This is a genomic window from Streptomyces sp. NPDC006174 (assembly GCF_040614075.1).
GTDB lineage: Bacteria > Actinomycetota > Actinomycetes > Streptomycetales > Streptomycetaceae > Streptomyces.
In genome coordinates this window covers 913,696-937,689 of the sequence record NZ_JBEXTJ010000001.1, presented here as the reverse complement: position 1 = coordinate 937,689, position 23,994 = coordinate 913,696, and the positions used below count along the sequence as shown (strand labels likewise).

Here is a 23,994-nt window from a genome sequence, read left to right as displayed (position 1 = left end):
GGGGCGGCGGCTCCGGTGGGCCTCTCAGGAGTCTCTGGTGGGCCTCTGAGGGGCCGCTGAGGGGCCTCTGAGTGGCCTCTTGCGGTCGGGTCGGGACCGGCGGCGCGGCTACTCGGTGGGCTCGACGCCCGCACGCAGCAGCCCGTAGGTGTACGCGTCCTCCAGCGCCTGCCAGGACGCGGCGATGACGTTCTCGGCGACGCCGACCGTGGCCCAGTCGGCGGTGCCGTCGCCCGTGGTGATCAGGACCCGGGTGGTGGACTCGGTGCCGGTGCGGCCTTCCAGGATGCGGACCTTGTAGTCGACGAGCTCCAACTTGGCGAGCTGCGGGTAGATCCGCTCCAGCGCGACACGCAGGGCCCGGTCCAGGGCGTTGACCGGGCCGTTGCCCTCAGCGGTGGCGACGATGCGCTCGCCCTTGGCCCAGAGCTTCACGGTGGCCTCGTTGGCGTGGACGCCGTCCGGGCGGTCCTCGACGATCGCCCGCCAGGACTCCGTACGGAAGTAGCGGCGGGCCCGGCCCTCCACCTCGCCGCGCAGCAGAAGTTCGAAGGAGGCGTCGGCGGCCTCGTAGGTGTAGCCCTGGAGTTCGCGCTCCTTGACCCGCTCCACGACCCGGCCGACCAGCGCGCGGTCGTCGCCGAGGTCGACGCCGAGCTCCTTGCCCTTCAGCTCGATGGAGGCGCGGCCGGCCATGTCGGAGACCAGCATCCGCATGGTGTTGCCGACCAGCTCCGGGTCGATGTGCTGGTAGAGGTCCGGATCGACCTTGATCGCGGAGGCGTGCAGACCGGCCTTGTGCGCGAAGGCCGAGACACCGACGTACGGCTGGTGCGTGGAAGGCGTCAGGTTGACGACCTCGGCGATCGCGTGCGAGATCCGGGTCATCTCGGCCAGCGCGCCCTCGGGCAGCACCTTCATGCCGTACTTCAGCTCCAGCGCTGCGACGACCGGGAAGAGGTTGGCGTTGCCGACCCGCTCGCCGTAGCCGTTGGCCGTGCACTGGACGTGGGTGGCGCCGGCGTCGACGGCGGCCAGCGTGTTGGCGACGGCGCAGCCGGTGTCGTCCTGGGCGTGGATGCCGAGCCGGGCGCCGGTGTCGGCGATGACGGTGGAGACGACGGCCTGGACCTGGGCCGGGAGCATGCCGCCGTTGGTGTCGCAGAGGATGACGACCTCGGCGCCCGCCTCGTACGCGGTACGGACCACGGACTTGGCGTACGCGGCGTTGGCCCGGTAGCCGTCGAAGAAGTGCTCGCAGTCCACGAAGACGCGGCGGCCCTGTTCGCGCAGGTGGGAAACGGTGTCGCGGACCATCTCCAGGTTCTCGTCCAGGGTGGTGCGCAGAGCCAGCTCGACATGGCGGTCGTGGGACTTGGCGACCAGCGTGATCACCGGGGCGCCGGAGTTCAGCAGCGCCTGCACCTGAGGGTCGTCGGCCGCACTGCCACCGGCCCTGCGGGTCGCGCCGAACGCCACGAGCTGCGCGTTCTCGAACGTGATCTCCTGCTGGGCGCGGGCGAAGAACTCGGTGTCGCGCGGGTTGGCCCCGGGCCAGCCGCCCTCGATGTACCCCACACCGAAGGTGTCCAGATGACGGGCGATGGTCAGCTTGTCGGCGACCGTCAGGTTGATGCCCTCACGCTGAGCACCGTCGCGCAGTGTGGTGTCGAAGACATGGAAACTGCCGTCGGTGGCGTTGGCCTTGGTGGTCATGCTGATCTGGCTCCTGTCGGATGAGCGGATCCGGACGATCTGGTTCCACTTGCCCCCAATGATCCCGCGCGCGCCGTCCCGGCCCGGGTGCGGGCCGGAAAACAAAAAACCCCTCGCGGGTGCGAGAGGTCTGCGCGCGGGTCTGGGGCACGGTGGCCGCGCCGTACGGGGTGGTACGGGACGGTCACTGCGGACCGGCGCGCCTGCTGCCAATAATCATGACGAACGAGGACACGGCAGAAGTCTCGCACAGTGACGCGTCCGTGACGGTGGCGTCTCAGGATGCGGTCGTGACGCTGGTCGCATCGCCCGTTCGCGGCTCCGGCGTCAGCGTCTCGTCCAGGAACTCCGCCGCCTGTACCAGCACCTGCTCACGGCCCGTCCCAGGGATCCCCACCGTCACATGGACGCTGAACCCGTCCAGCAGCGCCCGCAGCCGGGTCGCGAACCGGTCCGCGTCCACCGCCCGGAACTCTCCGCGCGAGACCCCCTCGGCCACCAGCGCCACCAGGTCCCGGTGCCAGGCGCCTTCGATGGCGGCCTGCCGGGCCCGCGCGTCGTCGTCCGCGTTCTGCGAGCGGCCCCAGACCTCCAGCCAGAGCGTCCAGTGCGGGTCGCGGTGGCCGGCGGGCAGGTAGAGGCCGATGTACGCGTCCAGCCGCTCACGGGCGGTCCCGGGCTCGGCCAGCAGAGCGCGACGCTCGGCCCCGAGGCGGTTCTCGCTCCACTCCAGGGTCCGGAGCAGCAGCTCGTCCTTGGTGCGGAAGTAGTAGAGCAGGTGCCCGCTGCTCATCTGGACCTCGCGCCCGAGCCCCGCCATGGTCAGCCCGTCGAGCCCGCGCGCGGCGATGGTGGCCATGGCGGCGGCGAGGACGTCCTCGCGCGGCGGGGCGGCGTGGTGGGTGCGGCGGGGGGCGGGGGTCATGGCGTGGCTGGGACCTTCGGAGTGTGTTCAGATCTTCGGCTGCTGCTGCGTGATGCAGTGGATGCCTCCACCGCCGGCGAAGATCGTACGGGCGTCGACGAGCGTCACCGTACGGTCCGGGAACAGGTCCCGGAAGATCGCCGCCGCCTCCTCGTCGCGCGGGTCGCCGAAGGCGCAGAGGACCACGCCACCGTTGCAGAGGTAGTGGTTGATGTAGGAGTAGTCGACCCACTCGCCGTCCTCGTCGCGCAGCACGGTGGGCGCGGGCACCTCGATGACCTCCAGCGGGCGGCCCTTGGCGTCCGTGGCGGCCCGCAGGACGGCCAGGAGCTCCCGGGTCGCCTCGTGGTCGGGGTGGGCCGGGTCGGGCTGGACGTGGGCGACGACGGTGCCCGGGCGGACGAAGGCGGCGACGATGTCGACATGGCCGAGCGTGCCGTACGTCCCGTAGTCGCCGGTCAGCCCGCGCGGCAGCCAGATCGCCTTCTCGGTGCCGAGGCGGGCGTGGATCTCCGCCTCGACCTGCTCGCGGCTCCAGCCGGGGTTGCGCTCCTTGCCGAGCTGGACGGTCTCGGTGAGCAGGACCGTTCCTTCGCCGTCCACATGGATCGCGCCGCCTTCGTTGACGAGCGGGGAGCTGTGGGCCGGAGTGCCGGTCAGCTCGGCGACGTCGCGGGCGATGTGCTGGTCGCTCTCCCAGCGGGCCCAGCCCTGCGCGCCCCAGCCGTTGAACGTCCAGTCGACGGCGGCGAGCGTACGGCCGTCCGTGACGAAGGTGGGCCCGATGTCCCGCATCCAGGCGTCGTCGAGCGGCCGAACGACCAGCTCCACGTCCGGCCCGAGGAACGCCGCGGCCCCTTCCTCCTGTCCCGGCCCGACGACCATCGTGACCGGCTCGAACCGGCGTACGGCGCGGGCGACGGCGGCCCAGGCATGGCGGGCCTCCTCCAGCTCGGCGTCGGAGGCGAAGGTGGGGTTGGGGCCGGGCCAGGCCATCCAGGTGCGCTCGTGCGGGGCCCACTCGGCGGGCATGCGGAAGGCGGGTGCGGGGCTGGCGGGCATGGGGGCTCCTGGTTGCGGTGTTTAGAGTGCCACTCTAACCATGTACATAAGGTGTACGAAAGGTCTTTACGCTCTCCTTCGAGCAGCGCTCTACTTCTCCGGCACGGAAAAGGCCGCACCGGCGGTAAACCGGGTGCGGCCTGATCCGGAGCGCGGGAACGAGCCCTTAGCCGAGCGGGTGCATCCAGCCGTGGGTGTCCTCGGCGATGCCGCGCTGGATGTCGAGGAGGCGGTCGCGCAGCTTCATGGTGACCTCGCCGGGCGCGCCGTCGCCCTGGTTCCACTCGCCGTTCGCGGTCTTCACGATGCCGACCGGCGTGATGACGGCGGCGGTGCCGCAGGCGAAGACCTCGGTGAGCGTGCCCTTCGCGGTGTCCTCGCGCCACTGGTCGATGGAGACGCGGCCCTCCTCGGAGCCGTAACCGAGGTCGCGGGCGACCTTGAGGAGGGAGTCGCGGGTGACGCCGGCGAGGAGGGAGCCGGTGAGGGAGGGCGTGATGATCTTCTTGGAGCCGTCCTCCTGCTCGTACACGAAGTACAGGTTCATGCCGCCGAGCTCCTCGACCCACCTGTGCTCGACGGCGTCGAGGTAGGCGACCTGGGCGCAGCCGTGTGCGGCGGCCTCGGCCTGGGCGAGGAGGGAGGCGGCGTAGTTGCCGCCGGTCTTGGCGTCGCCGACGCCGCCGGGGACGGCGCGGACGCGGTTCTCGGAGAGCCAGATGGAGACGGGCTTCACACCACCGGGGAAGTAGGCGCCGGCCGGCGAGGCGATGACCAGGAAGAGGTACTCGTTGGCCGGCTTCACGCCGAGGCCGACCTCCGTGGCGATCATGAACGGGCGCAGGTACAGCGACTCCTCGCCACCGTGCGCCGGGACCCACGCCTTGTCCTGCTGCACCAGCGCGTCGCACGCCGCGATGAACGTCTCGACCGGCAGCTCCGGCATGGCCAGGCGCGCGGCCGAGCGCTGGAAGCGGCGGGCGTTGGCGTCGGGCCGGAACGAGGCGACCGAGCCGTCGGGCTGGCGGTAGGCCTTGAGGCCCTCGAAGATCTCCTGCGCGTAGTGCAGGGTCATGTTGGCCGGGTCCAGCGACAGCGGGCCGTACGGGACCAGCTCGGCGTCATGCCAGCCGCGGCCCTCGGTCCAGCGGATCGTCACCATGTGATCGGTGAAGTGCCGGCCGAATCCGGGGCTGGCCAGGATCGCCTCGCGCTCCGCGTCGGACAGCGGGTTCGAGGAGGGCTTGAGCTCGATCGTGGGCGTCGTCATGAGTGCGTGTCCTTCACCGGTCTTGTGTGTGATGGACCGCGCCCACGCCCGTCCTCCTCCCGACGCTTTCCGGTCAGGTCCTAGGACGTCCGAGCTTCACCACGAGCCACGGCCCCGCGTTCGATTATCGCTCGCAGGGGGCCAGGCACGAAATGGTGTGAATGCGGTCCAGGGGTCGATGGTGGCACCCGGGGGCCGCACAGGTGAAGCCGCCGGGCGCTGATGCGACCCGGCGGCTTCGAAGTGGAGTCGTCGGGTCAGCTCGCTACGCGTACCGCGAGCGCGTCACCGATCTCGTCGGTCGTACGCGTGGCAGCGCCGTCGCGCTCCGCCAGGTCGGCGGAGACGGCGTCCTCGATGCGCACGGCCTCGGCCTCGTAACCGAGGTGGCGCAGCAGGAGGGCGACGGAGAGGACCGTGGCGGTCGGGTCGGCCTTGCCCTGCCCGGCGATGTCGGGGGCGGAGCCGTGGACCGGCTCGAACATCGACGGGAACGCGCCCGTCGGGTTGATGTTGCCGGAGGCGGCCAGGCCGATTCCGCCGGTGACGGCGGCGGCGAGGTCGGTGAGGATGTCGCCGAACAGGTTGTCGGTGACGATGACGTCGAAGCGCTCCGGCTGCGTGACGAAGAAGATCGTCGCGGCGTCGACGTGCAGGTAGTCGGTGGAGACCTGCGGGTACTCGGCGGCGACCTTGTCGAAGGTGTTCTTCCAGAGGTGGCCGGCGTAGACGAGGACGTTGTTCTTGTGGACCAGCGTCAGCTTCTTGCGGGGCCGGGCGGCCGCACGCTCGAAGGCGTCCCGGACCACGCGCTCGACGCCGTACGCCGTGTTGACGCTGACCTCGGTGGCGACCTCGGCGGGCGTGCCGGTGCGCAGCGAGCCGCCGTTGCCCGTGTACGGGCCCTCGGTGCCTTCGCGGACGACGACGAAGTCGATGTCGGGGCGGCCGGCGAGCGGGGTCGCGGTGTTCGGGAAGAGCTTGGACGGGCGCAGGTTGATGAAGTGGTCGAAGGCGAAGCGCAGCTTCAGCAGCAGCCCGCGCTCCAGGACGCCGGACGGCACGGACGGGTCGCCGATCGCGCCGAGCAGGATGGCGTCGTGGTTCTTGAGCGCCTCCAGCTCCGCGTCCGGGAGGGTGTCGCCGGTGCGGTGCCAGCGCTGGGCGCCAAGGTCGTACTCCTTGGTCTCCAGCTTCACATCCTGCGGGAGGACAGCGTTGAGGACTTTGAGGCCCTGGGCCACAACTTCCTGGCCGATTCCGTCACCGGGGATCACTGCGAGATCGATGCTGCGAGACATACGGGAAGCCTAACGGTGCGTCCCACCCCATGACATCCGATGTCCACCATACGGACGCGGCGTGAGCGCGTTCGGGCCGATGGCGGTGTTCGGGTGTTCTGGGGTGGGGGCGAGCGGTCTGCGAGCGTGCGGCTCAGTGGCCGGTCGAGCCGCCGTTGTCGCGGCGGTCGAGGGCGCGCTGCAGGGCGGCGGCGGCGTTCTTGCGCTCGGCCTCGGCCTGGCGGGAGGAGTGGCGGACGCGGCGGGTGGTGATGTTGGCCATGATGGATCGACTCCTTGAGATCGCATGGATGCCGGGGGCAGGCCGCACAGCGTGGTGCGGCGCCGAGGCCGGGCCGGGATCGGATTCCGAGGCGCCGGAAGGAGCGGGGAGCGTACGCCGCAGGGGTTACCTGCTTCGGGGCGTGCGCCCGCAACCGCCACAGACGCTCGATCGAGCGATTCGTTCGGCTCCTACAAAGCTAGGACAGTCGGGCCGCTCTGTCTCTACAGTTAGTCGGACTTCCTACTATCTGAGACGGCCGCCCTTCCGCGCTCGGCCCGCAGCTCGCGGATCAGCGTCCCTACGGCGAGGCATCGTGCCTGCTCAGGAGTGGCGGGATAGCCGGTCGAGCGAGCCGGGCGGTCAAATCCGAGAGCGGCGATCTCGATTCGGTCGGGCGCTCCGTACCGGGACAGACCGGGCATGATCGCCATACCGGGATCACGGGACGCCATCGAGAGCACCGCTCCGTCGTCCTCGGCCTCCACCGTCGCCCGAGGGATACAGGTCTGGGCCGCCCACCCGGCGGAGGCGCTCCAGGGCCGGCGACAGCAGATGCAGGGCCGCGCTGCGGAACGCGGCGATCCGCAGCGACCCGCCGACCGTGTCCGCGCCACCGGGTCGGCGGCGATCCCGCGCCACCTGTTCGACATCGTGGAGAAGAGCCCGCGGCTGGAAGGCGTGATGGTACGCAACTACTACGACCTGGCAGCGGAGTCGGAGGAGTTCCAGGTGCGCAGCTGTGGAGCGGCGCCGTAGTGCCCGATGTCACGGTGGTGGACGGCTTCAAGCGGACGGTGGCCGGGTTCCTCGGGATGCTGCGCGGTGAGAACACCGGGAAGATGCTGATCCGGATCGCTGACTGAGGCCGTAAGGACGGGAGTCGACCACGCCGCCTACAGCAGGTCGCCGTCGCGCCAGTCGAAGACGAGCGGGTGCGCGGCCGCGGGCAGTGCGTGACCGGCGGCCGGGCGGACGTAGGTGGAGCCCTCCTCCTCCGGCAGCGCCACGGTCCCGTCCGGGCCGAGAGCCGCGAGGCCGCCGGGCCACACCTGCCAGCCGCGCGCCGCGTACAGGGCCGCGCCGGCGTCGGAGGCGGACAGCGCGCCGAACTCGTACGCTCCGTCGACGACCCGCTCCAGCGCGCCCATGACCCGGTGGCCGAGCCCCTGGCGGCGGCGGCCGGGACGGACGGCGACGGCTTCGACGTAACCGGCGCGCAGCGAGCGGCCGTCGTGGAGCACCCGGCGCTGGACGATCGAGCCATGGGCGACGAGGAGCCCGCCGGTGTCGCGGACCAGCGCGTGGACGCCGCCGAGCGAGTGCTCCCAGTCGTCGTCGCCGAAGTCGCCGTCGAAGGCGGTGTCCAGCAGAGTGCGGATCTCGTCCCGTACGGCCGCGGTCAGCTCATAGGTGTGGGCGGCGCGCACCGCGGGGAGCTCGGTCATGGTCCCAGTTTCCCAGGCACCCGCTCCCACCAGGCACGCAGGGCCGATCCAGGGTACGGAACCGGTCGCGGCGGCTCCGTACCCTGTGGCTCACCGGCTCTAGTACACCGAGACGCCGTACGCCTGGAGCGCCTCCACCACCGGCTGGTGGATGGCCGAGCCGCTCGTGCCGGAGCAGCCGGAGCTGCCGGAGTGGATGCCGAGGGCGACGGTTCCGGCGAAGTGCGCGCCGCCGCTGTCGCCTCCGGCGGAGCAGGCGGTGGTGCGGACCATGCCGTAGACGGGCCCGTCACCGTAGTTGACGGTGACGTTGACGGCGGTGACCGTGCCGGAGGTCACCTTGGTGGTGGAGCCGCTCTTGCGGATCGCCTGGCCGACGACGGCGTTGGCGGCGGAGGTGATGTCCTGGGTGGAGCCGCTGTAGAGGTCGACGGTTCCGGCGGGCGAGGAGCCGTCGGTGTAGCGGACGATGCCGTAGTCGTTGGTCGGGAAGCTGGTGCCCTCGCGGACGCCGACGACCGAACCGCCGGAGCCGGCCGACCAGTTGGCGGAGATGTTGGTGCAGTGTCCAGCCGTCACGAAGTAACGGGTGCCGCCTTTGGTGACGTTGAAGGCGGCCGAGCAGCGGCTGCCGCCGCCGTAGATGGCTCCGCCGCCCAGCACCTCGCGGTCGAAGACGCCGGGTACGCGGTTGATGCTCACGGCGCCGCCGAGCCGCTTCGCGACGGCTTCGAGGCGGGCCATGTCCCGCGCGGAGACGGAGGAGTCGGCCTCCACGGCGACCTGGTTGGTGCGCGGGTCGATGCCCCAGGAGGTGCCGGTGATCTTCGCCTCGGCCTCCAGGGTCTTCATCGCGGCGTCGAGCTGCGCGGCGCTGCGGGCCACCCGGCGCACGGCGGCTCCGGCGGCGCGGGCCTGCTCCTCGGCCCGGTCGGTGGTCACGGTGACGACCAGGTCACCGGTCTTGCGGTCGAGGTAGGTTCCGGCCGTGCCGGCGCCGAGCGCGCGTTCGACAGAGGCGTCGAGCGCGTACGCGGAGGCGGAGGGGATCGCCGAGGGCGCGGCGGCGGAGTGAACGTCGGCGGCGGTGGCGGGAGTCGCGCCGAGGCCGAGGGCACCGGCGACGAGCAGGAGGGAAAGGCTCAGGCGGGCGCGGGAGTTGCGTCTCATGGGGGAGCTCCTTCTCGGGGGACGTGTGGGGACGTACCGAGAAGAAATTTGACATGTTCATTACCTGCACCACAAGACCGCGTGACCCGGGGCGTACGCCGGCGGACGGTCGACACCGGCCACCGGACACTGACCGGGACCGGCCCCAGCCCTGACCGAAGCCCCGCTTCCCCCGGCCGCCCCCGCCGCGCACACTGCGCCCATGTCCGACACGACACCCGCACCCCAGCAGTGGTCGCCCACCCACGGCGACCCGTACCGCCCCGCCCCCTACCGCCCCGAGCGGATCGCCCCCGAGGAGTCCCTGGCGCGCGCCGCCCTGCTGCGGGAGCGCATGGACGAGCGCAGGACCGTCCGCGCCTTCTCCGCCGATCCGGTCCCCGAGCAGGTGCTGCGCGACGCCATCGCCTGTGCGGCCACCGCCCCGTCCGGCGCCCACCAGCAGCCGTGGACCTTCGTCCTGGTCAAGGACGCCGAGATACGCCGCCGGATCAGGGAGGCCGCCGAGCACGAGGAGAAGCTGAGCTACGACGGGCGGCTCGGCGAGGAGTGGCTCGCGGCTCTGCGCCCGCTGGGCACCGATGCGGTCAAGGCCCATATGACGGACGCGCCCGCCCTCATCGTGGTGTTCCAGCAGCGCTACTGGCTGGGCGAGGACGGCACCAAGCGCAAGCACTACTACGTCGACGAGTCGGTGGGCATCGCGGTGGGGATGCTGCTCAGCGCCCTGCACCTGTCCGGGCTCGCCGCACTGATCCACACGCCGAGTCCGATGCGCTTCCTCGGTGAGGTGCTGAACCGCCCGGAGAACGAGAAGGCGTTCGCCGTGATCCCTGTCGGCCATCCCGCCGACGACTGCGAGGTGCCCGCCCTGGTGCGCAAGTCGCTGGACCAGGTGCTGGTGGAGATCTGAGAGGCCGCCTCACGAAGGGCACCTCGCAAGGCGGCCGTACAGGGAAACCGCCCCCCGGCCGGTTGGGGGACCGGTCGGGGGGCGGTGCTCAGGAGGCCTTCGCGAAGGCCCTGGAGCCCGGGGCGTCGTGCTGCGGCGTCCCGGCGAGGGCGTCAGCCCTGGTGGGGGTAGGTGTACTCGGTCGGCGCGACCAGGGTCTCCTTGATGGCCCGGGTCAGGGTCCAGCGCTGGAGGTTCTGCGGCGCGCCGGCCTTGTCGCAGGTGCCGGAGGAGCGGCCGCCGCCGAAGGGCTGCTGGCCGACGACGGCGCCGGTCGACTTGTCGTTGATGTAGAAGTTGCCCGCCGCGTAGCGGAGCTTCTCCATCGTGTGCGCGGCGGCCGCGCGGTCGCCCGCGATGACCGAGCCGGTCAGCGCGTAGTCGGAGACCGACTCCATCTGCTCCAGCATGGCGTCGTACTCCGCGTCCTCGTAGACGTGGATCGCGAGGATCGGGCCGAAGTACTCGGTCGTGAAGACCTCGCTCGAAGGGTCCGAGCAGACGATGACGGTCGGACGGACGAAGTAGCCGACCGAGTCGTCGTACGTGCCGCCGGCGACGATCTCGCACGCCGGGTCGGACTTCGCGCGGTCGATCGCGGCCTTGTTCTTGGCGAACGAGCGCTCGTCGATGACGGCCCCGATGAAGTTGCTCAGGTCGGTGACGTCACCCATCGCGATCGAGTCGACCTCGGCCGCGAACTCCTCCTTGAAACCGGAGTTCCAGATGGAGGCGGGGACGTACGCACGCGAGGACGCGGAGCACTTCTGGCCCTGGTACTCGAAGGAGCCACGGGTCAGCGCGGTCTTCAGCACGGCGCGGTCGGCGCTCGGGTGCGCGACGACGAAGTCCTTGCCGCCGGTCTCGCCGACGAGCCGCGGGTAGGTGCGGTAGGTGGCGATGTTGTTGCCGACCGTCTTCCACAGGTGCTGGAAGGTGGGCGTCGAGCCGGTGAAGTGGATGCCGGCCAGGTCGCGGTGGTTCAGCGCCACCTCGGAGACGGCCTTGCCGTCACCGGTGACCAGGTTAATGACGCCCTTCGGCAGACCGGCCTCCTCCAGGAGCTGCATCAGCAGCACGGCGGCGTGGGTCTGGGTCGGCGACGGCTTCCACACCACGACGTTGCCCATGAGGGCGGGCGCGGTGGGCAGGTTGCCGGCGATGGCCGTGAAGTTGAACGGCGTGATCGCGTAGACGAAACCCTCCAGCGGGCGGTGGTCCATGCGGTTCCACACGCCCGGCGAGTTGGCCGGCGGCTGCTCGGCGAGGATCTGGCGCGCGTAGTGCACGTTGAAGCGCCAGAAGTCGATGAGCTCGCACGGAGTGTCGATCTCGGCCTGCTGGGCGGTCTTGGACTGGCCGAGCATGGTGGAGGCGGCCAGCGTCTCGCGCCAGGGGCCCGACAGCAGCTCGGCGGCGCGCAGGATGATCGCGGCGCGGTCGTCGAAGGCCATCGCACGCCAGGCCGGAGCGGCGGCGAGGGCCGCGTCGACGGCGTCCTGGGCGTCCTGCTCGGTGGCGCCGGCGAAGGTGCCGATGACGGCCTGGTGGTTGTGCGGCTGTACGACGTTCACCCGCTCGCCGCCGCCCATCCGCTTCTCGCCGCCGATGGTCATCGGCAGGTCGATCGGGTTGTCGGCGAGCTCCTTGAGCTTCACCTCCAGACGGGCGCGCTCCGGGGAGCCCGGGGCGTAGGAGTGAACCGGCTCGTTGACCGGCGCGGGGACCTGGGTGACGGCGTCCATGAGTGCCTTGTCTCCTTGGTGTCGGCGGGGATGTGGGTCGGCCCGGTGGCCGGCTCAGCCCTTGGTGAGGATCGAGCGGCCGAAGAACAGCAGGTTGGCCGGCTTCTCCGCGAGGCGGCGCATGAAATATCCGTACCAGTCGGTGCCGTACGCCGTGTAGACGCGCATCCGGTGGCCCTCGGCCGCGAGCCGGATGTGCTCGTCGCTGCGGATCCCGTACAGCATCTGGAACTCGTACTCATCCAGTTTGCGCCCGGTCTGGCGGCCGAGCTCCTGTGCGATGGCGATGAGACGGGGATCGTGCGACCCGATCATCGGGTAGCCCTCGCCCGCCATGAGGATCCGGATGATGCGGACGTACGCCTTGTCGATCTCGGCCTTGTCCTGGTACGCGACGGAGGCGGGCTCCTTGTAGGCGCCCTTCACGATGCGGACGCGGCTGCCGGCGGCGGCCAGGCGGCGGGCGTCGTCCTCGGTGCGGAAGAGGTAGGACTGGATGACGCAGCCGGTCTGCGGGAAGTCCTTCCGCAGCTCCTCGTGGATGGCGAACATCGAGTCGAGCGTGGTGTGGTCCTCGGCGTCCAGCGTGACCGTGGTGCCGATGGCGGCCGCCGCCTCGACGACCGGGCGCACATTGGCGAGGGCCAGCTCGTGGCCGTTCTCCAGCGCTTGGCCGAACATCGACAGCTTGACGGACATCTCGGCGCGCGGGCCCAGGTCCAGGGCCTTCAGCCGCTCGATGAGCTCCAGATAGGCGTCACGGGCGGCCTCGGCCTGTGCGGGAGTGGTGATGTCCTCGCCGACGACGTCGAGCGTGACCTCCAGGCCCTTGTCCGCGGCGTCCTCGACGATCGGCACGACCTGGTCGACGGTCTCGCCGGCGATGAAGCGGTCGACGACCTGCTTGGTGCCGGGCGCGGCCGAGATGAACCGGCGCATCTTGTCGCTGCGGGACGCGGCGAGAATCACGGGACCCAGCACGGGGACCTCCACGAATATACGGACGAAGGACCGTAACGACATGTACATGAACGTATGCGAACGGACACGAACAGACCGGTACGGCACGGATAACCACTGTGAAATCTAGGTACCCCGCCGATCCTGTGCCATCGACACCTGTCACGCATCCGTGGCCGCCATCTCAGACATCTGTATGAGGAAAGACGCGGAGCGGTGCAGAATGGCGGTGTGACAGGCGATTACCAGGAACTGGTCGACGAGCTCTCCGCCCTCCTCGGCGCTCCCGCCACCCTGGAGAACCGCGATTTCGGCCTGGTCGCCTTCGGAGCCCACGACAGCGACGACGACACCGCGATGGACCCGGTCCGCACCCGCTCGATCCTCACCCGCCGCTCCACGCCCGCCGTCCGCGCCTGGTTCGAAGGGTTCGGCATCACCCGGGCGACCGGCCCGGTCCGCATTCCGGCCGCACCGGAGGCCGGGGTCTTCCGGGACCGCCTCTGTCTTCCGGTACGCCATCGAGGCGTCGTCCTCGGTTACGTCTGGCTCCTCGACACCGACCCCGGCCCGGCCGACGAGCAGCTGACCGCCGCGATGGAGGTCACCGCGCGGATCGGAGCGCTGCTCTTCGACGAGGCACGGGCGGGCGCGGACCTCTCGCGGGAGCTCGGCGCGGTCCTCACGGCCGGGCCGGGCCGCCGGCACGACACGGCGGTCGCGGCGCTGCGGGAGGCGCTGGGCCCGGACGCGGACGGGCTGCACACGGTGGTGTGTGTGACGCCGTGGGCAGCGGAGGACACTCCGTCGGTACGAGGCGTGGCGTCGGCGGCGGCGCTGGCGACGGTCTCCCCGCCCGGCGGTGCCGGGTCCGTGTCGCTGGCGGCGCTGATCCGGCTGCGGTCGGCGGACCGGCTGGACCCGGCGACGAGCGCGGCGGAGCGCCTGCGCACGGGGGCGGGTCCGGGAGCCACGGGAGGGGTCGCGGCGGCCCGGCGGGGCCTGGACGCGCTGCCGGCATCCTGGCGCGAGGCCACGGCGGCGGCCCGCGCGGCCCGCGCCGAGACCCGCTTCGGCCCGGTCGCCCGCTGGTCGTCCATCGGCCCGTACCGCCTGCTCACCGCCCTCCCGGGCACCGGCACGGACCCGGCCGACCCGGCGGTCGCCGCACTGCTGACGCCGCTGCACAAGGAGCTGGCGCACACGGCGGAGGTCTTCCTGGACTGCGCGGGCCAGGCGAGCCGCACGGCGGCCGAGCTGGGCATCCACCGCCAGACGCTCTACTACCGCCTCTCCCGCATCGAACAGATCACCGGCCTCGACCTGAACGACGGCGAGGACCGGCTGCTGCTGCACATGGCGGTGAAGCGGGCGCGGCTGTAGGGCGTCTGCCTCGCGAGGCCGGAGTCAGCCCCGGCGCCGCCCGAGCAGGCGGTGGAGCTTGACGAAGGCGAGGGCGCCGGGGAAGCCCACGATGTTCAGGACCACGAAGGCCGCGATGACCGCCCAGAACGTCTCCATGACTACCCCCGTGGTCAGTGGTGCGGCCGCTCGCGCCTTCTCAAAGACGGCCGGGCTCGCCGTCCGGTTCCGTCAGGGGCCGGTCGCTGACCAGAGCGGCCAGCACCAGCGGTGCGTCTCCGTCGCTGTGACCGACCGTCACGGCGAACCAGCGGTCGCCGGAGCCTCCCGGGCCTGCCGCGCCGATCGGCCCCCAGAGAGTCAGGTCCCCGTACAGGTCCACGGAGAACAGCGCCTGGAACAGGGGCTCCACGGGGAGGCCGCCGCTCAGCCACCGTTGCAGGGGAACGTGCAGGCGGACGGTGGTGTGCGGGCCCCACCGATGGTCCAACTCCTGGGCCAGGTCGGCCAGATGGGCATCGGCGGCGTCTTCGGCGTCGTTCCACTCGGGGGCGTACACGCCGGTCAGCGGGTCACCCTCCCAGAGCGGCACGACACGGAAGCCCGCGCCCTCGGTGGCGGCCCACTCGCCCGACACCGGATCGCCCTGCCCGGCGGTGGGGCCGGCTGACGGTACGGGCGTGGCGAGGAGCTGTTCGGCCTCGGCCACCGCCCGGGCCAGCACGAAGGGCTCCCCGGCCCGGGAGCTCACAGCACCGTCCGGTCCATCGGGCGGGGCAGCGGCGCCAAGGCTCCCGCCTCGCGCAGGCGTTCACACGCGCGCACCACCGCCGCGGTGTCACCGGGGGCCGCGATGCTCAAAAGCTCGCCGCCGCCCGGGAGTTCCTGGCGGACCGCTTCCAGACCGTCCGGTACGAGGGCGGCGCGGGCCGGGGAGAGGTATCCGATCCGGCCCACGGCCGGATCCTCGACCGAGAACCCGGCCTCGTCCTCCAGCGCGTCCAGCACGTCGTCGTCGCTCACATCACCGAAGTCCGGCTCCCACACGCGGGCGAGGAGCGCGAGCATGTCCTCCTCGGGGACGGATGCCTCATCCGGTGCGTGGAGCACCACCATGATCGACTGGAGCAGGAACTCCGGCGTACCGCCCGCCACTCCGCTGACCTCCACCTCCCAGCCGGGCGTGCCCGTGCCGACCAGCCGCAGACCGGTACCCGTCAGGTCCGACCAGCCGGCCGCGCTCTGGGCGGTGCGCACCGCGCCGAGCAGGGCGTCCCGGTCCGCCGTGATGGCGGTCGCGGGTCCGTGAGCGTGGATCTGGCTCCACGCGCCTGCCGCCTCCGGGACCAGCCCGGTCAGCCCGTCCAGGGTGCGCTGCCACCGACCGGCCAGGGACTCGACCGACTCCGGCCTCGGGCCCCAGAAGCTCCGCACCAGACGTCCCAGTCCCATACCGATCTCTCTCCTCCGTCGCCGGACCGCTTCGGGTCGTCCACGCGTGCAGGCTACTCGGCTACTCGTCGAAGGCTCCGGGCTTCCTCGTACTGTCGCCCGGTTTCACCGGCGTCGAAACCACCCTGATCGGCAACCTCGCCCTCCGAAACGCGTCGCGGGCCGCCTTCGCGACCTCCGGGTTCGAGAAGTGCCACTCCACGGGCTTGCCGCCGGCCGCCTCCACCTGGGCGCGGGCCTCCGCCACGAACTTGTCCCTGCCGGACGGGTTGAGCTTGCCCGGGTCGGACTGGGAGAGGTAGCTGTCGTAGCCGTTCTTGGCCTCCAGGTACGTCTGCCGCGAGGAGTCCCAGCCGTCGTACTCCACCGCCGGCTTGCCCTCGCGCGGATGCGGAACGACGTACTCCTGGCCGCGGTTCGTACCCGTGATCTGCTCCTGGTAGCGGAGCCAGGACTCGTTCTTCCAGTTGGGCGCGGGATTGCGGTCCCGGCTCGCCCAGAAGCCGTCGCCCGCGTCCGCGTCGCCGAGCGTGCGGCTCGTCAGGTCGTCGGCCCAGGACGGCGGGTTGTAGTTGCGCGGGTCGGAGGTGTCGTTGCGCTGCGGCTCCGGGTGCTGCTTCTTCTCCAGCTGCGCCTTGCGCGCCCGCTCCGGCTCCTCCAAGCGCTTCTGCTCCAGGTGCGCGGCGCGTTCCTGCTTACGGGCTTCCGCCGCCGCGGCCTTGGCCGTCTCGTCGCAGCCGCCGTTGGCCAGGACCACCCGACCCGCCGAGCCGCCCGCCAGCACGCCCGTACCGGAGCCGGGAACTCCACCGGTCCCGCCGCCTCCGTACCGCACCAGCGGCGGCCCGGAGGCGATGGCACATCCGGTCCGGCGCGCCGCGTCCTCCGCACTGTCGGCCGCCTCGTCCGCTTCCTTCGCCGCCTTGCGTACACCGTCGAGGTCGCCCGCCTCCGCCGCCTGCCGGGCCCGCCGAGCGGCCGCGCCGGCGTCGCCCGCCGCGTCCGCGACCTCGGAGGCCACCTTGCCGACCTTGCCGAGCTTTCCGGCCTTGCCGACCACCTTGGCCACGTTGTAGCCGGGAATGAAGAGCGATCCGATGTTCCAGATCACATCGGTGACGGCCCGGGTCTTCTCGCCGTTGTTCCAGCGCTCGCGGACCTCGTCGCCGACGAACACGTCGTCCCCGACCGAGACCACGGTGTTGACGGAGGCCTTGCCCCAGTCCCAGAGCGCGCCCAGGTAGTCGCCGTCGCTCCACTTGTCGCCCGCGCCCTGCGAGTCCTTCGTCCACGTCTCGCCGAGCTGGCGTCCGTAGTCGGCGAGGCCGGCCCAGGTCTCGGGCTTGAACAGGTCGATGATCCCGGAGATGTCGCCCCAGATGCCGTCGACCACCAGGCCCTTGAAGACCTGCGTCGTACGGTCCCAGGCGCAGCCGAAGAAGCCCCAGCCGCCGCAGTCCTCCTGCTCACCGGCCTCCTCGCCGCCGCCACTCTCGCCGTCACCTTCGTCAGAGGCGGGTAGGTCGTAGGCGGCCTCGGGCTCCTCGTTGTCCTCGGGGAAGGTGTCCTCGCCGGTACCGGGTCGGCCCTCGTCGTCGGGTCCTCCGGTGCCGCCGCTTGAGGTGGATCCGGTGGATCCGGTGGATCCGGAGGATTCGGTGGATCCGGAGGTCTCACCTCCGGTGCCGCCTGTCCCGTCCGTACCACCGGCCCCGTCCGTACCGCCTGTTCCGTCCGCACCACCGGTCTCACTCGTACCACCGGTCCCGTCCGCACCACCGGTCCCGTCCGTACCGCCAGTTCCGTCCGTACCGCCTGTTCCGTCCGGCCCGCCCGTACCGCCCGTCGCGTCGCCGCCGGAGGATCCCGTACCGCCCGTGACCGTAGACCCGCCGTCCGTACCACCGCCGTCCGTACCACCGGACGCGCCTCCGTCCGCGCCACCCTGCGTCGAGCCTCCGTCCGTCCCGCCCGACGAATCCCCCGCCTCCACCTCGCCACTGCCGCCCGAGACCGGGCACGAACTGCCGGTCAGCGAGCAGATCGCCGACTGCAGCCCCTCCGTGATCCGGCCGCCCAGGCCTCCCACCGTCAGCGCCGCGATCAGCGCGACCACGATCAGGACCAGGCCCAGGTACTCCAGAGCGGACTGCCCACGGTCCCGGCGCCAGGTGATCATGTACGGGAGCGAGAACCTCGGCGGCTCCCCACGCTCCCGGGCCGGCAGCAGGAACCACGCCCGGCTCTCCGGCCGGCTCAGCAGCACCAGGATCACCACAGGCAGCACCAGCTGCGTGAGCCCGTCCGGTGAGCCGTCCGCCAGGTTGCCGAGGCCGCCGATGATCAGCCAGACCTGGACGGCGACGATCCCCCACCGCACCCGCCTGCCGCCCGTCCGCAGGTGCCAGGCCAGCAGCGCGCAGAGCACGCCGGGCGCGGAGGCGTACAGCAGGATCCCGAGCACCTGCGCGCCCATGGCGTCGGCGGCGAGCGCGGAGCCGGAGAGGCCGATCGCGCCGAGGGCCGTCGCGCCGAGCAGGACGAGGAGCAGCACCCGTACCACGACGAGCGGGCCCGGGAGGTCACGGTGCGGGGCGGCGGCCGGAGCCGGGCCTCCCGCTACGGGTATGCCACCGACAGCAGACATACGTGATCCGACCCCCGATGCCCATGAGTGACATGACAACCGGTCACCCTAGGGTCGGGCCGCCTCGCCCGTCGTGGGCCCCAGGACCCAACCCGGGGCCCATAGAGGCGCGTTGGTCCGCGAACGCAAGCGGCTGCCGGGCGCCCCTCGGTGGAGAGGCGCCCGGCAGCCGGGGTTGTGCGTCTGTGTCAGTCGGTGAGGTTCACCGAGCGGGCCGAGGAGGCGCCGATCTCGTCGGCGATCTCGCCGAGCACCGTCTGCGGGACGGTCTCGTCGACGGTGAGGACGACCAGGGCCTCGCCGCCCTCCGCCGCCCGCGAGACCTGCATGCCGGCGATGTTCAGACCGGCCTCGCCGAGGATCTTGCCGACCGCGCCGACCACACCGGGACGGTCCTGGTAGCGCAGGACGACCATGTGGTCGGCGAGCGCCAGGTCCACGTCGTGCTCGCCGATGGCCACGATCTTCTGGAGGTGCTTCGGGCCGGCCAGCGTGCCGGAGACCGCGACCTCCTCGCCGCTGGAGAGCGTGCCGCGCACGGTGACCACATTGCGGTGGTCGGGCGACTCGGAGCTGGTGGTGAGGCGGACCTCGACACCGCGCTCCTGAGCGAAGAGCGGAGCGTTGACGTAGGACACGGTCTCGTCGACGACGTCCTCGAAGACGCCCTTGAGCGCCGAGAGCTCCAGCACCTTGACGTCGTGCTGGGTGATCTCGCCGTACACCTCGACGTCGAGCCGGGCCGCGACCTCGCCCGCGAGCGCCGTGAAGATCCGGCCGAGCTTCTCGGCGAGCGGCAGGCCGGGACGTACGTCCTCGGCGATCACGCCACCCTGGACGTTCACCGCGTCCGGGACCAGCTCACCGGCGAGCGCGAGGCGCACCGACTTGGCGACCGCGATGCCCGCCTTCTCCTGGGCCTCGTCGGTGGAGGCGCCGAGGTGCGGAGTGCAGACGACCTGGTCGAACTGGAAGAGCGGCGAGTCCGTGCAGGGCTCCTTGGCGTACACGTCCAGGCCGGCACCGGCGACGCGGCCCTCCTTGAGTGCGGAGTACAGCGCCTCCTCGTCGACGATCCCGCCGCGCGCGGCGTTGACGATACGGACCGACGGCTTCACCTTGTGCAGCGCCTCGTCCCCGATGAGACCGAGGGTCTCGGGGGTCTTCGGCAGGTGCACGGTGATGAAGTCGGCGATCTCCAGGAGCTCGTCCAGGCTGAGGAGCTTGACGCCCATCTGCGCGGCGCGGGCCGGCTGGACGTAGGGGTCGTACGCGACGATCTTCATGCCGAAGGCCGACATGCGCTGCGCGACCAGGACACCGATGCGGCCGAGGCCGACGACGCCGAGGACCTTCTCGCTGAGCTCGACCCCGGTGTACTTGGATCGCTTCCACTCGCCGTTCTTGAGGGCGGTGTTGGCCTGCGGGATGTTGCGCGCGGTGGCGACCAGCAGACCGCAGGCCAGCTCGGCGGCGGTGACGATGTTGGAGGTCGGGGCGTTGACGACCATCACGCCGGCCTTGGTGGCCGAGGAGACGTCGACGTTGTCCAGACCGACACCCGCGCGGGCCACCACGCGGAGCTTCTTCGCGGCGGCGATCGCCTCGGCGTCGACCTTGGTGGCGGAACGCACCAGGATGGCGTCGACGTCGGCGATCGCCGGGAGGAGTTCGGTGCGGTCAGCGCCGTTGCAGTGCCGGATCTCGAAATCCGGACCCAGAGCGTCCACCGTGGCGGGCGACAGCTCTTCAGCGATGAGTACGACAGGTTTCGAGCTCACGTGAGTCCTCACAAGTCCAGTGCCGGACGGCCGTCCCGACGGCCGCAGGCGGTGGAGGGGCTAGCCGCGTGGTAGACGCACGACACTGTGGGCCCTGACGCGTATGTGTTGAGAAGTGTAGTGGTGCGGAGGCCCGTTGGCTGCGCCCCGGTGGAAGGATCACCCGCACGAGGGTGGACACGGTGTACAGCCGTGCGGAACGACCCGTTCCGGTGACCTTCCGGCGGTCTTCCGGTGGTGCGGAGCGGGGCGGGCCCTGCCGGACCCGCCCCGCTCCCCCGAGACTTACGCCTCTTCGTCGTTCACCCAGCTCATGAGCTTGCGCAGCTCACGGCCGGTGGTCTCCAGCAGGTGGTCGCTGTCGGCCTTCTTGTACTCGTTGTACTTGGGCAGACCGTTGTGGTACTCGGCCATCCAGGCGTTGGCGAAGGTGCCGTCCTGGATCTCGGTGAGGACCTTCTTCATCTCGGCCTTGGTGGCGTCGGTGATGATCCGCGGGCCGGTGACGTAGTCGCCCCACTCGGCGGTCTCCGAGATGGACCAGCGCATCTTCTCCAGGCCGCCCTCGTACATGAGGTCGACGATGAGCTTCAGCTCGTGCAGGCACTCGAAGTACGCGATCTCCGGCTGGTAGCCCGCCTCGGTCAGCGTCTCGAAACCGGCCTTGACCAGCGCGGCGGTGCCACCGCAGAGGACGGCCTGCTCACCGAAGAGGTCGGTCTCGGTCTCCTCGGTGAAGGTGGTCTTGATGACGCCGGCGCGCGTGCCGCCGATGCCCTTGGCGTACGACAGGGCCAGCTCCAGGCCCTTGCCCGAGGCGTCCTGCTCGACGGCCACGATGCACGGGACGCCGCGGCCCTCCTCGTACTGGCGGCGGACCAGGTGGCCGGGGCCCTTCGGCGCGACCATGCACACGTCGACGTTGGCCGGCGGCTTGATGAAGCCGAAGCGGATGTTCAGGCCGTGGCCGAAGAACAGCGCGTCGCCGTCCTTGAGGTTGTCCTTGACGGACTCCTCGTAGACCTGGGCCTGGATCGGGTCCGGGACGAGGATCATGATGACGTCGGCCTCGGCGGCGGCCTCGGACGGGGTCACCACGCGCAGGCCCTGCTCCTCGGCCTTGGCCTTGGACTTCGAGCCCTCGTGCAGACCGACGCGGACGTCGACGCCGGAGTCGCGGAGCGACAGCGCGTGGGCGTGGCCCTGGCTGCCGTAACCGAGAACCGCGACCTTGCGGCCCTGGATGATGGACAGGTCGGCATCGTCGTCGTAGAACAGCTCGGCCACTGGGTCTTCTCCTTGGTGTGCAGGTGTTGCGTCCCACCGTACGGCGGGGGCGTCGTGTACGTGATCGGGTCTCGCCATGCGAGCGGCGCGGGCGCCGCCCGGCCGCCGGTCAGGCGGAGCGGTCGAGGGCGCGCAGCGAGCGGTCGGTGATGGAGCGCGCGCCACGCCCTATGGCGATGGTGCCGGACTGGACGAGCTCCTTGATGCCGTACTGCTCCAGCATCTTGAGCATCGCCTCCAGCTTGTCGGCCCCTCCGGTCGCCTCGATCGTGACGGCCTCCGGGGACACGTCGACGGTCTTGGCGCGGAACAGCTGGACGATCTCGACGATCTGGGAGCGGGTCTCGCTGTCGGCCCGGACCTTCACCAGGACGAGCTCCCGCTGGATCGCGGCGGCGGGCTCGAGTTCGACGATCTTCAGGACGTTGACCAGCTTGTTGAGCTGCTTGGTCACCTGCTCCAGCGGCAGGCCCTCGACATTCACGACGATGGTGATGCGGGAGATGTCGGGGTGTTCGGTGGTACCGACGGCGAGCGAGTCGATGTTGAAGCCGCGTCGGGAGAACAGGGCGGTGATCCGGGCGAGGACACCGGGCTTGTTCTCGACCAGGACGGAGAGCGTGTGCTTTTCGGACATGGGAGTCGTTCTCTCTCTGTCTCTCAGTCGTCTTCGTTGTCGCCGAAGTCGGGGCGGACGCCGCGTGCGGCCTGGACCTCGTCGTTGGAGGTGCCGGCGGCGACCATCGGCCAGACCATGGCGTCCTCGTGGACGATGAAGTCGATCACGACGGGGCGGTCGTTGATGGAGTTGGCCTCTTCGATGACCTTGTCCAGGTCGGCCGGGTCCTCGCAGCGGATGGCGTAGCAGCCCATGGCCTCGGACAGCTTGACGAAGTCCGGGACACGGGTGCCCTTGGCGGCGTTGCCGTCCGTGTCCGCGCCGGAGTGCAGCACGGTGTTGGAGTAGCGCTGGTTGTAGAAGAGGGTCTGCCACTGGCGGACCATCCCGAGAGCGCCGTTGTTGATGACGGCCACCTTGATCGGGATGTTGTTGAGCGCGCAGGTGGCCAGTTCCTGGTTGGTCATCTGGAAGCAGCCGTCGCCGTCGATGGCCCAGACCGTGCGGTCGGGTGCGCCGGCCTTGGCGCCCATCGCGGCCGGGACCGCGTAGCCCATCGTCCCGGCGCCGCCGCTGTTGAGCCAGGTGGCGGGCTGGTCGTAGTCGATGTAGTGGGCGGCCCACATCTGGTGCTGGCCGACGCCGGCCGTGAAGATCGTGCCTTCGGGGGCCAGCTTGCCGATGCGCTGGATGACCTGCTGCGGCGAGAGACTGCCGTCGTCGGGCAGGTCGTAGCCGAGCGGATAGGTGTCGCGCCAGCGGTTGAGGTCCTTCCACCAGGCGGTGTAGTCGCCGGTGTTGCCGTCGGTGTGCTCGGCCTGGACGGCCTGGACCAGGTCGGCCAGGACCTCGCGGGCGTCGCCGACGATGGGCACGTCGGCGGTGCGGTTCTTGCCGATCTCGGCCGGGTCGATGTCGGCGTGGACGATCTTGGCGTACGGGGCGAAGCTGTCCAGCTTGCCGGTGACGCGGTCGTCGAAGCGGGCTCCGAGTGCGACGATCAGGTCGGCCTTCTGCAGCGCGGTGACGGCGGTGACCGCTCCGTGCATGCCCGGCATGCCCACGTGCAGCGGGTGGGTGTCGGGGAAGGCGCCGAGCGCCATCAGGGTGGTGGTGACGGGCGCTCCGGTCAGCTCCGCGAGGACCTTCAGCTCGGCGGTGGCACCGGCCTTGATGACGCCGCCTCCGACGTAGAGCACGGGGCGCTTGGCCTGGGTGATCAGCTTGGCGGCTTCGCGGATCTGCTTGGCGTGCGGCTTGGTGACGGGCCGGTAGCCGGGCAGGTCCTGGGCGGGCGGCCAGCTGAAGGTGGTCTGCGCCTGGAGGGCGTCCTTGGCGATGTCGACGAGGACCGGGCCCGGGCGGCCGGTGGAAGCGATGTGGAAGGCCTCGGCGATGGTGTGCGCGATGTCGTCGGCGCGGGTGACCAGGAAGTTGTGCTTGGTGATCGGCATCGTGATGCCGCAGATGTCGGCTTCCTGGAAGGCGTCGGTGCCGATGGCCTTGGAGGCGACCTGGCCGGTGATGGCGACGAGCGGCACGGAGTCCATGTGCGCGTCGGCGATCGGGGTGACCAGGTTGGTGGCGCCGGGGCCCGAGGTGGCCATGCAGACGCCGACCTTGCCGGTGGCCTGCGCGTAACCGGTGGCGGCGTGGCCCGCGCCCTGCTCGTGGCGGACCAGGACGTGACGGACCTTGGTGGAGTCCATCATCGGGTCGTAGGCGGGGAGGATGCAGCCGCCGGGGATGCCGAACACGGTGTCGGCGCCGACTTCCTCGAGAGAACGGATGAGGGACTGCGCGCCCGTGACGTGCTCAACGGTGGCGGACGGCTGTCCGCCGGTACGGGCGCGCGGCTGCGGGTGGTGGGCCCCGGTGGCCTGCTCGGTCATCGGCATTCTCTTCTCGAAGCTGAGGGTTTTCGCGGGTGTTTTGCAGCGTTTTGAGAGGTGTCAGTGCAACAAAAAACCCCTCGTGCCGTGAGGCAAGCGAGGGGAGCGCGCCGGGTGCGGTCCGCAGAGTGTCGTGGATTGAC

At 70.9% G+C, this 23,994-nt stretch carries 19 protein-coding genes and 2 pseudogenes; 3 read left to right on the top strand and 18 right to left on the bottom strand.

From position 1 onward, the window contains the following. Positions 1–108: 108 nt before the first annotated feature. The 7 genes and pseudogenes from cimA to ABZ267_RS04165 all read right to left on the bottom strand — a co-directional run. Entirely contained in the window at positions 109–1,716 is a 1,608-nt protein-coding gene (cimA, locus tag ABZ267_RS04195) for a citramalate synthase (protein ID WP_356748291.1), read from the bottom strand. 277 nt (positions 1,717–1,993) lie between these two features. Next, positions 1,994–2,641, bottom strand: a complete 648-nt coding sequence (locus ABZ267_RS04190) for a TetR family transcriptional regulator C-terminal domain-containing protein (protein WP_356748289.1) — start codon at positions 2,639–2,641, stop codon at positions 1,994–1,996. Positions 2,642–2,668: 27 nt separating this feature from the next. Further along, entirely contained in the window at positions 2,669–3,703 is a 1,035-nt protein-coding gene (locus ABZ267_RS04185; protein WP_356748288.1) for an agmatine deiminase family protein, read from the bottom strand. Positions 3,704–3,869: 166 nt separating this feature from the next. After that, positions 3,870–4,973, bottom strand: a complete 1,104-nt coding sequence (locus ABZ267_RS04180; RefSeq protein ID WP_356748286.1) for a branched-chain amino acid aminotransferase — start codon at positions 4,971–4,973, stop codon at positions 3,870–3,872. Between the two features lie 257 nt (positions 4,974–5,230). Then, positions 5,231–6,274, bottom strand: a complete 1,044-nt coding sequence (locus ABZ267_RS04175; RefSeq protein WP_161268404.1) for a 3-isopropylmalate dehydrogenase — start codon at positions 6,272–6,274, stop codon at positions 5,231–5,233. Positions 6,275–6,407: 133 nt separating this feature from the next. Further along, on the bottom strand, positions 6,408–6,536 hold the full coding sequence (locus ABZ267_RS04170; protein ID WP_356748284.1) for a hypothetical protein: 129 nt from the start codon (positions 6,534–6,536) through the stop codon (positions 6,408–6,410). Positions 6,537–6,766: 230 nt separating this feature from the next. Then, positions 6,767–7,057 (bottom strand): annotated as a pseudogene (locus tag ABZ267_RS04165) (LysR family transcriptional regulator); the annotation flags it as partial. Between the two features lie 106 nt (positions 7,058–7,163). Here ABZ267_RS04165 and ABZ267_RS04160 point away from each other — a divergent pair. Continuing rightward, a pseudogene (locus tag ABZ267_RS04160) lies at positions 7,164–7,402 on the top strand (NADP-dependent oxidoreductase); the annotation flags it as partial. Between the two features lie 30 nt (positions 7,403–7,432). On the opposite strand, the gene ABZ267_RS04155 reads toward ABZ267_RS04160, so the two are convergent. Together ABZ267_RS04155 and ABZ267_RS04150 are read right to left on the bottom strand one after the other, a co-directional pair. After that, positions 7,433–7,984 (bottom strand): GNAT family N-acetyltransferase, encoded by a 552-nt coding sequence (locus tag ABZ267_RS04155; RefSeq protein ID WP_356748282.1) that lies wholly within the window; start codon positions 7,982–7,984, stop codon positions 7,433–7,435. 99 nt (positions 7,985–8,083) lie between these two features. After that, on the bottom strand, positions 8,084–9,154 hold the full coding sequence (locus ABZ267_RS04150; RefSeq protein WP_356748280.1) for a S1 family peptidase: 1,071 nt from the start codon (positions 9,152–9,154) through the stop codon (positions 8,084–8,086). A gap of 202 nt (positions 9,155–9,356) precedes the next feature. On the opposite strand from ABZ267_RS04150, the gene ABZ267_RS04145 reads away from it, so the two are divergent. Further along, positions 9,357–10,067 carry a nitroreductase family protein gene (locus tag ABZ267_RS04145; protein WP_356748278.1) on the top strand — a complete coding sequence of 237 codons (711 nt, stop codon included), beginning with the start codon at positions 9,357–9,359 and terminating at the stop codon, positions 10,065–10,067. 152 nt (positions 10,068–10,219) lie between these two features. Here ABZ267_RS04145 and pruA read toward each other — a convergent pair whose 3' ends face one another. Both pruA and ABZ267_RS04135 read right to left on the bottom strand, forming a co-directional pair. Beyond that, positions 10,220–11,851 carry an L-glutamate gamma-semialdehyde dehydrogenase gene (pruA, locus tag ABZ267_RS04140; protein WP_356748276.1) on the bottom strand — a complete coding sequence of 544 codons (1,632 nt, stop codon included), beginning with the start codon at positions 11,849–11,851 and terminating at the stop codon, positions 10,220–10,222. A 54-nt stretch (positions 11,852–11,905) separates the two neighbouring features. Further along, on the bottom strand, positions 11,906–12,832 hold the full coding sequence (locus tag ABZ267_RS04135) for a proline dehydrogenase family protein (protein WP_356748379.1): 927 nt from the start codon (positions 12,830–12,832) through the stop codon (positions 11,906–11,908). A gap of 210 nt (positions 12,833–13,042) precedes the next feature. Here ABZ267_RS04135 and ABZ267_RS04130 point away from each other — a divergent pair, with 210 nt between their 5' ends. Beyond that, positions 13,043–14,194 (top strand): helix-turn-helix domain-containing protein, encoded by a 1,152-nt coding sequence (locus ABZ267_RS04130; protein ID WP_356748274.1) that lies wholly within the window; start codon positions 13,043–13,045, stop codon positions 14,192–14,194. 178 nt (positions 14,195–14,372) lie between these two features. Here ABZ267_RS04130 and ABZ267_RS04125 read toward each other — a convergent pair whose 3' ends face one another. The 7 genes from ABZ267_RS04125 to ABZ267_RS04095 form a co-directional block, all read right to left on the bottom strand. Next, entirely contained in the window at positions 14,373–14,924 is a 552-nt protein-coding gene (locus tag ABZ267_RS04125) for a hypothetical protein (protein ID WP_356748272.1), read from the bottom strand. Further along, entirely contained in the window at positions 14,921–15,625 is a 705-nt protein-coding gene (locus ABZ267_RS04120) for a hypothetical protein (RefSeq protein ID WP_356748270.1), read from the bottom strand. Before ABZ267_RS04120 ends, ABZ267_RS04125 begins: the two co-directional genes overlap by 4 nt. A 61-nt stretch (positions 15,626–15,686) precedes the next feature. Then, the gene (locus tag ABZ267_RS04115; protein WP_356748268.1) at positions 15,687–18,272 is read right to left on the bottom strand and encodes a Tox-REase-5 domain-containing protein; all 2,586 of its coding nucleotides are present in this window, start codon (positions 18,270–18,272) and stop codon (positions 15,687–15,689) included. Positions 18,273–18,460: 188 nt separating this feature from the next. Then, entirely contained in the window at positions 18,461–20,053 is a 1,593-nt protein-coding gene (gene serA, locus ABZ267_RS04110) for a phosphoglycerate dehydrogenase (protein WP_356748266.1), read from the bottom strand. 285 nt (positions 20,054–20,338) lie between these two features. Continuing rightward, positions 20,339–21,340, bottom strand: a complete 1,002-nt coding sequence (gene ilvC / locus ABZ267_RS04105; protein ID WP_030573364.1) for a ketol-acid reductoisomerase — start codon at positions 21,338–21,340, stop codon at positions 20,339–20,341. A gap of 109 nt (positions 21,341–21,449) precedes the next feature. After that, a complete protein-coding gene (gene ilvN, locus ABZ267_RS04100; protein WP_003966072.1) occupies positions 21,450–21,977 on the bottom strand; it encodes an acetolactate synthase small subunit in 528 nt (175 codons plus the stop codon). Between the two features lie 23 nt (positions 21,978–22,000). Beyond that, the gene (locus ABZ267_RS04095) at positions 22,001–23,857 is read right to left on the bottom strand and encodes an acetolactate synthase large subunit (protein WP_356748264.1); all 1,857 of its coding nucleotides are present in this window, start codon (positions 23,855–23,857) and stop codon (positions 22,001–22,003) included. Between the last annotated feature and the right edge of the window lie 137 nt (positions 23,858–23,994).

What these genes read in the sequence shown, in the direction of transcription:
- pruA (WP_356748276.1), bottom strand. Translation starts at nt 11,851, where the DNA reads ATGGACGCCGTCACCCAGGTCCCCGCGCCGGTCAACGAGCCGGTTCAC.
- ABZ267_RS04150 (WP_356748280.1), bottom strand. Translation starts at nt 9,154, where the DNA reads ATGAGACGCAACTCCCGCGCCCGCCTGAGCCTTTCCCTCCTGCTCGTC.
- ABZ267_RS04185 (WP_356748288.1), bottom strand. Translation starts at nt 3,703, where the DNA reads ATGCCCGCCAGCCCCGCACCCGCCTTCCGCATGCCCGCCGAGTGGGCC.
- ABZ267_RS04155 (WP_356748282.1), bottom strand. Translation starts at nt 7,984, where the DNA reads ATGACCGAGCTCCCCGCGGTGCGCGCCGCCCACACCTATGAGCTGACC.
- cimA (WP_356748291.1), bottom strand. Translation starts at nt 1,716, where the DNA reads ATGACCACCAAGGCCAACGCCACCGACGGCAGTTTCCATGTCTTCGAC.
- ABZ267_RS04115 (WP_356748268.1), bottom strand. Translation starts at nt 18,272, where the DNA reads ATGTCTGCTGTCGGTGGCATACCCGTAGCGGGAGGCCCGGCTCCGGCC.
- ABZ267_RS04180 (WP_356748286.1), bottom strand. Translation starts at nt 4,973, where the DNA reads ATGACGACGCCCACGATCGAGCTCAAGCCCTCCTCGAACCCGCTGTCC.
- ABZ267_RS04120 (WP_356748270.1), bottom strand. Translation starts at nt 15,625, where the DNA reads ATGGGACTGGGACGTCTGGTGCGGAGCTTCTGGGGCCCGAGGCCGGAG.
- ABZ267_RS04145 (WP_356748278.1), top strand. Translation starts at nt 9,357, where the DNA reads ATGTCCGACACGACACCCGCACCCCAGCAGTGGTCGCCCACCCACGGC.
- ABZ267_RS04175 (WP_161268404.1), bottom strand. Translation starts at nt 6,274, where the DNA reads ATGTCTCGCAGCATCGATCTCGCAGTGATCCCCGGTGACGGAATCGGC.
- ABZ267_RS04095 (WP_356748264.1), bottom strand. Translation starts at nt 23,857, where the DNA reads ATGCCGATGACCGAGCAGGCCACCGGGGCCCACCACCCGCAGCCGCGC.
- ABZ267_RS04190 (WP_356748289.1), bottom strand. Translation starts at nt 2,641, where the DNA reads ATGACCCCCGCCCCCCGCCGCACCCACCACGCCGCCCCGCCGCGCGAG.
- ilvN (WP_003966072.1), bottom strand. Translation starts at nt 21,977, where the DNA reads ATGTCCGAAAAGCACACGCTCTCCGTCCTGGTCGAGAACAAGCCCGGT.
- ABZ267_RS04170 (WP_356748284.1), bottom strand. Translation starts at nt 6,536, where the DNA reads ATGGCCAACATCACCACCCGCCGCGTCCGCCACTCCTCCCGCCAGGCC.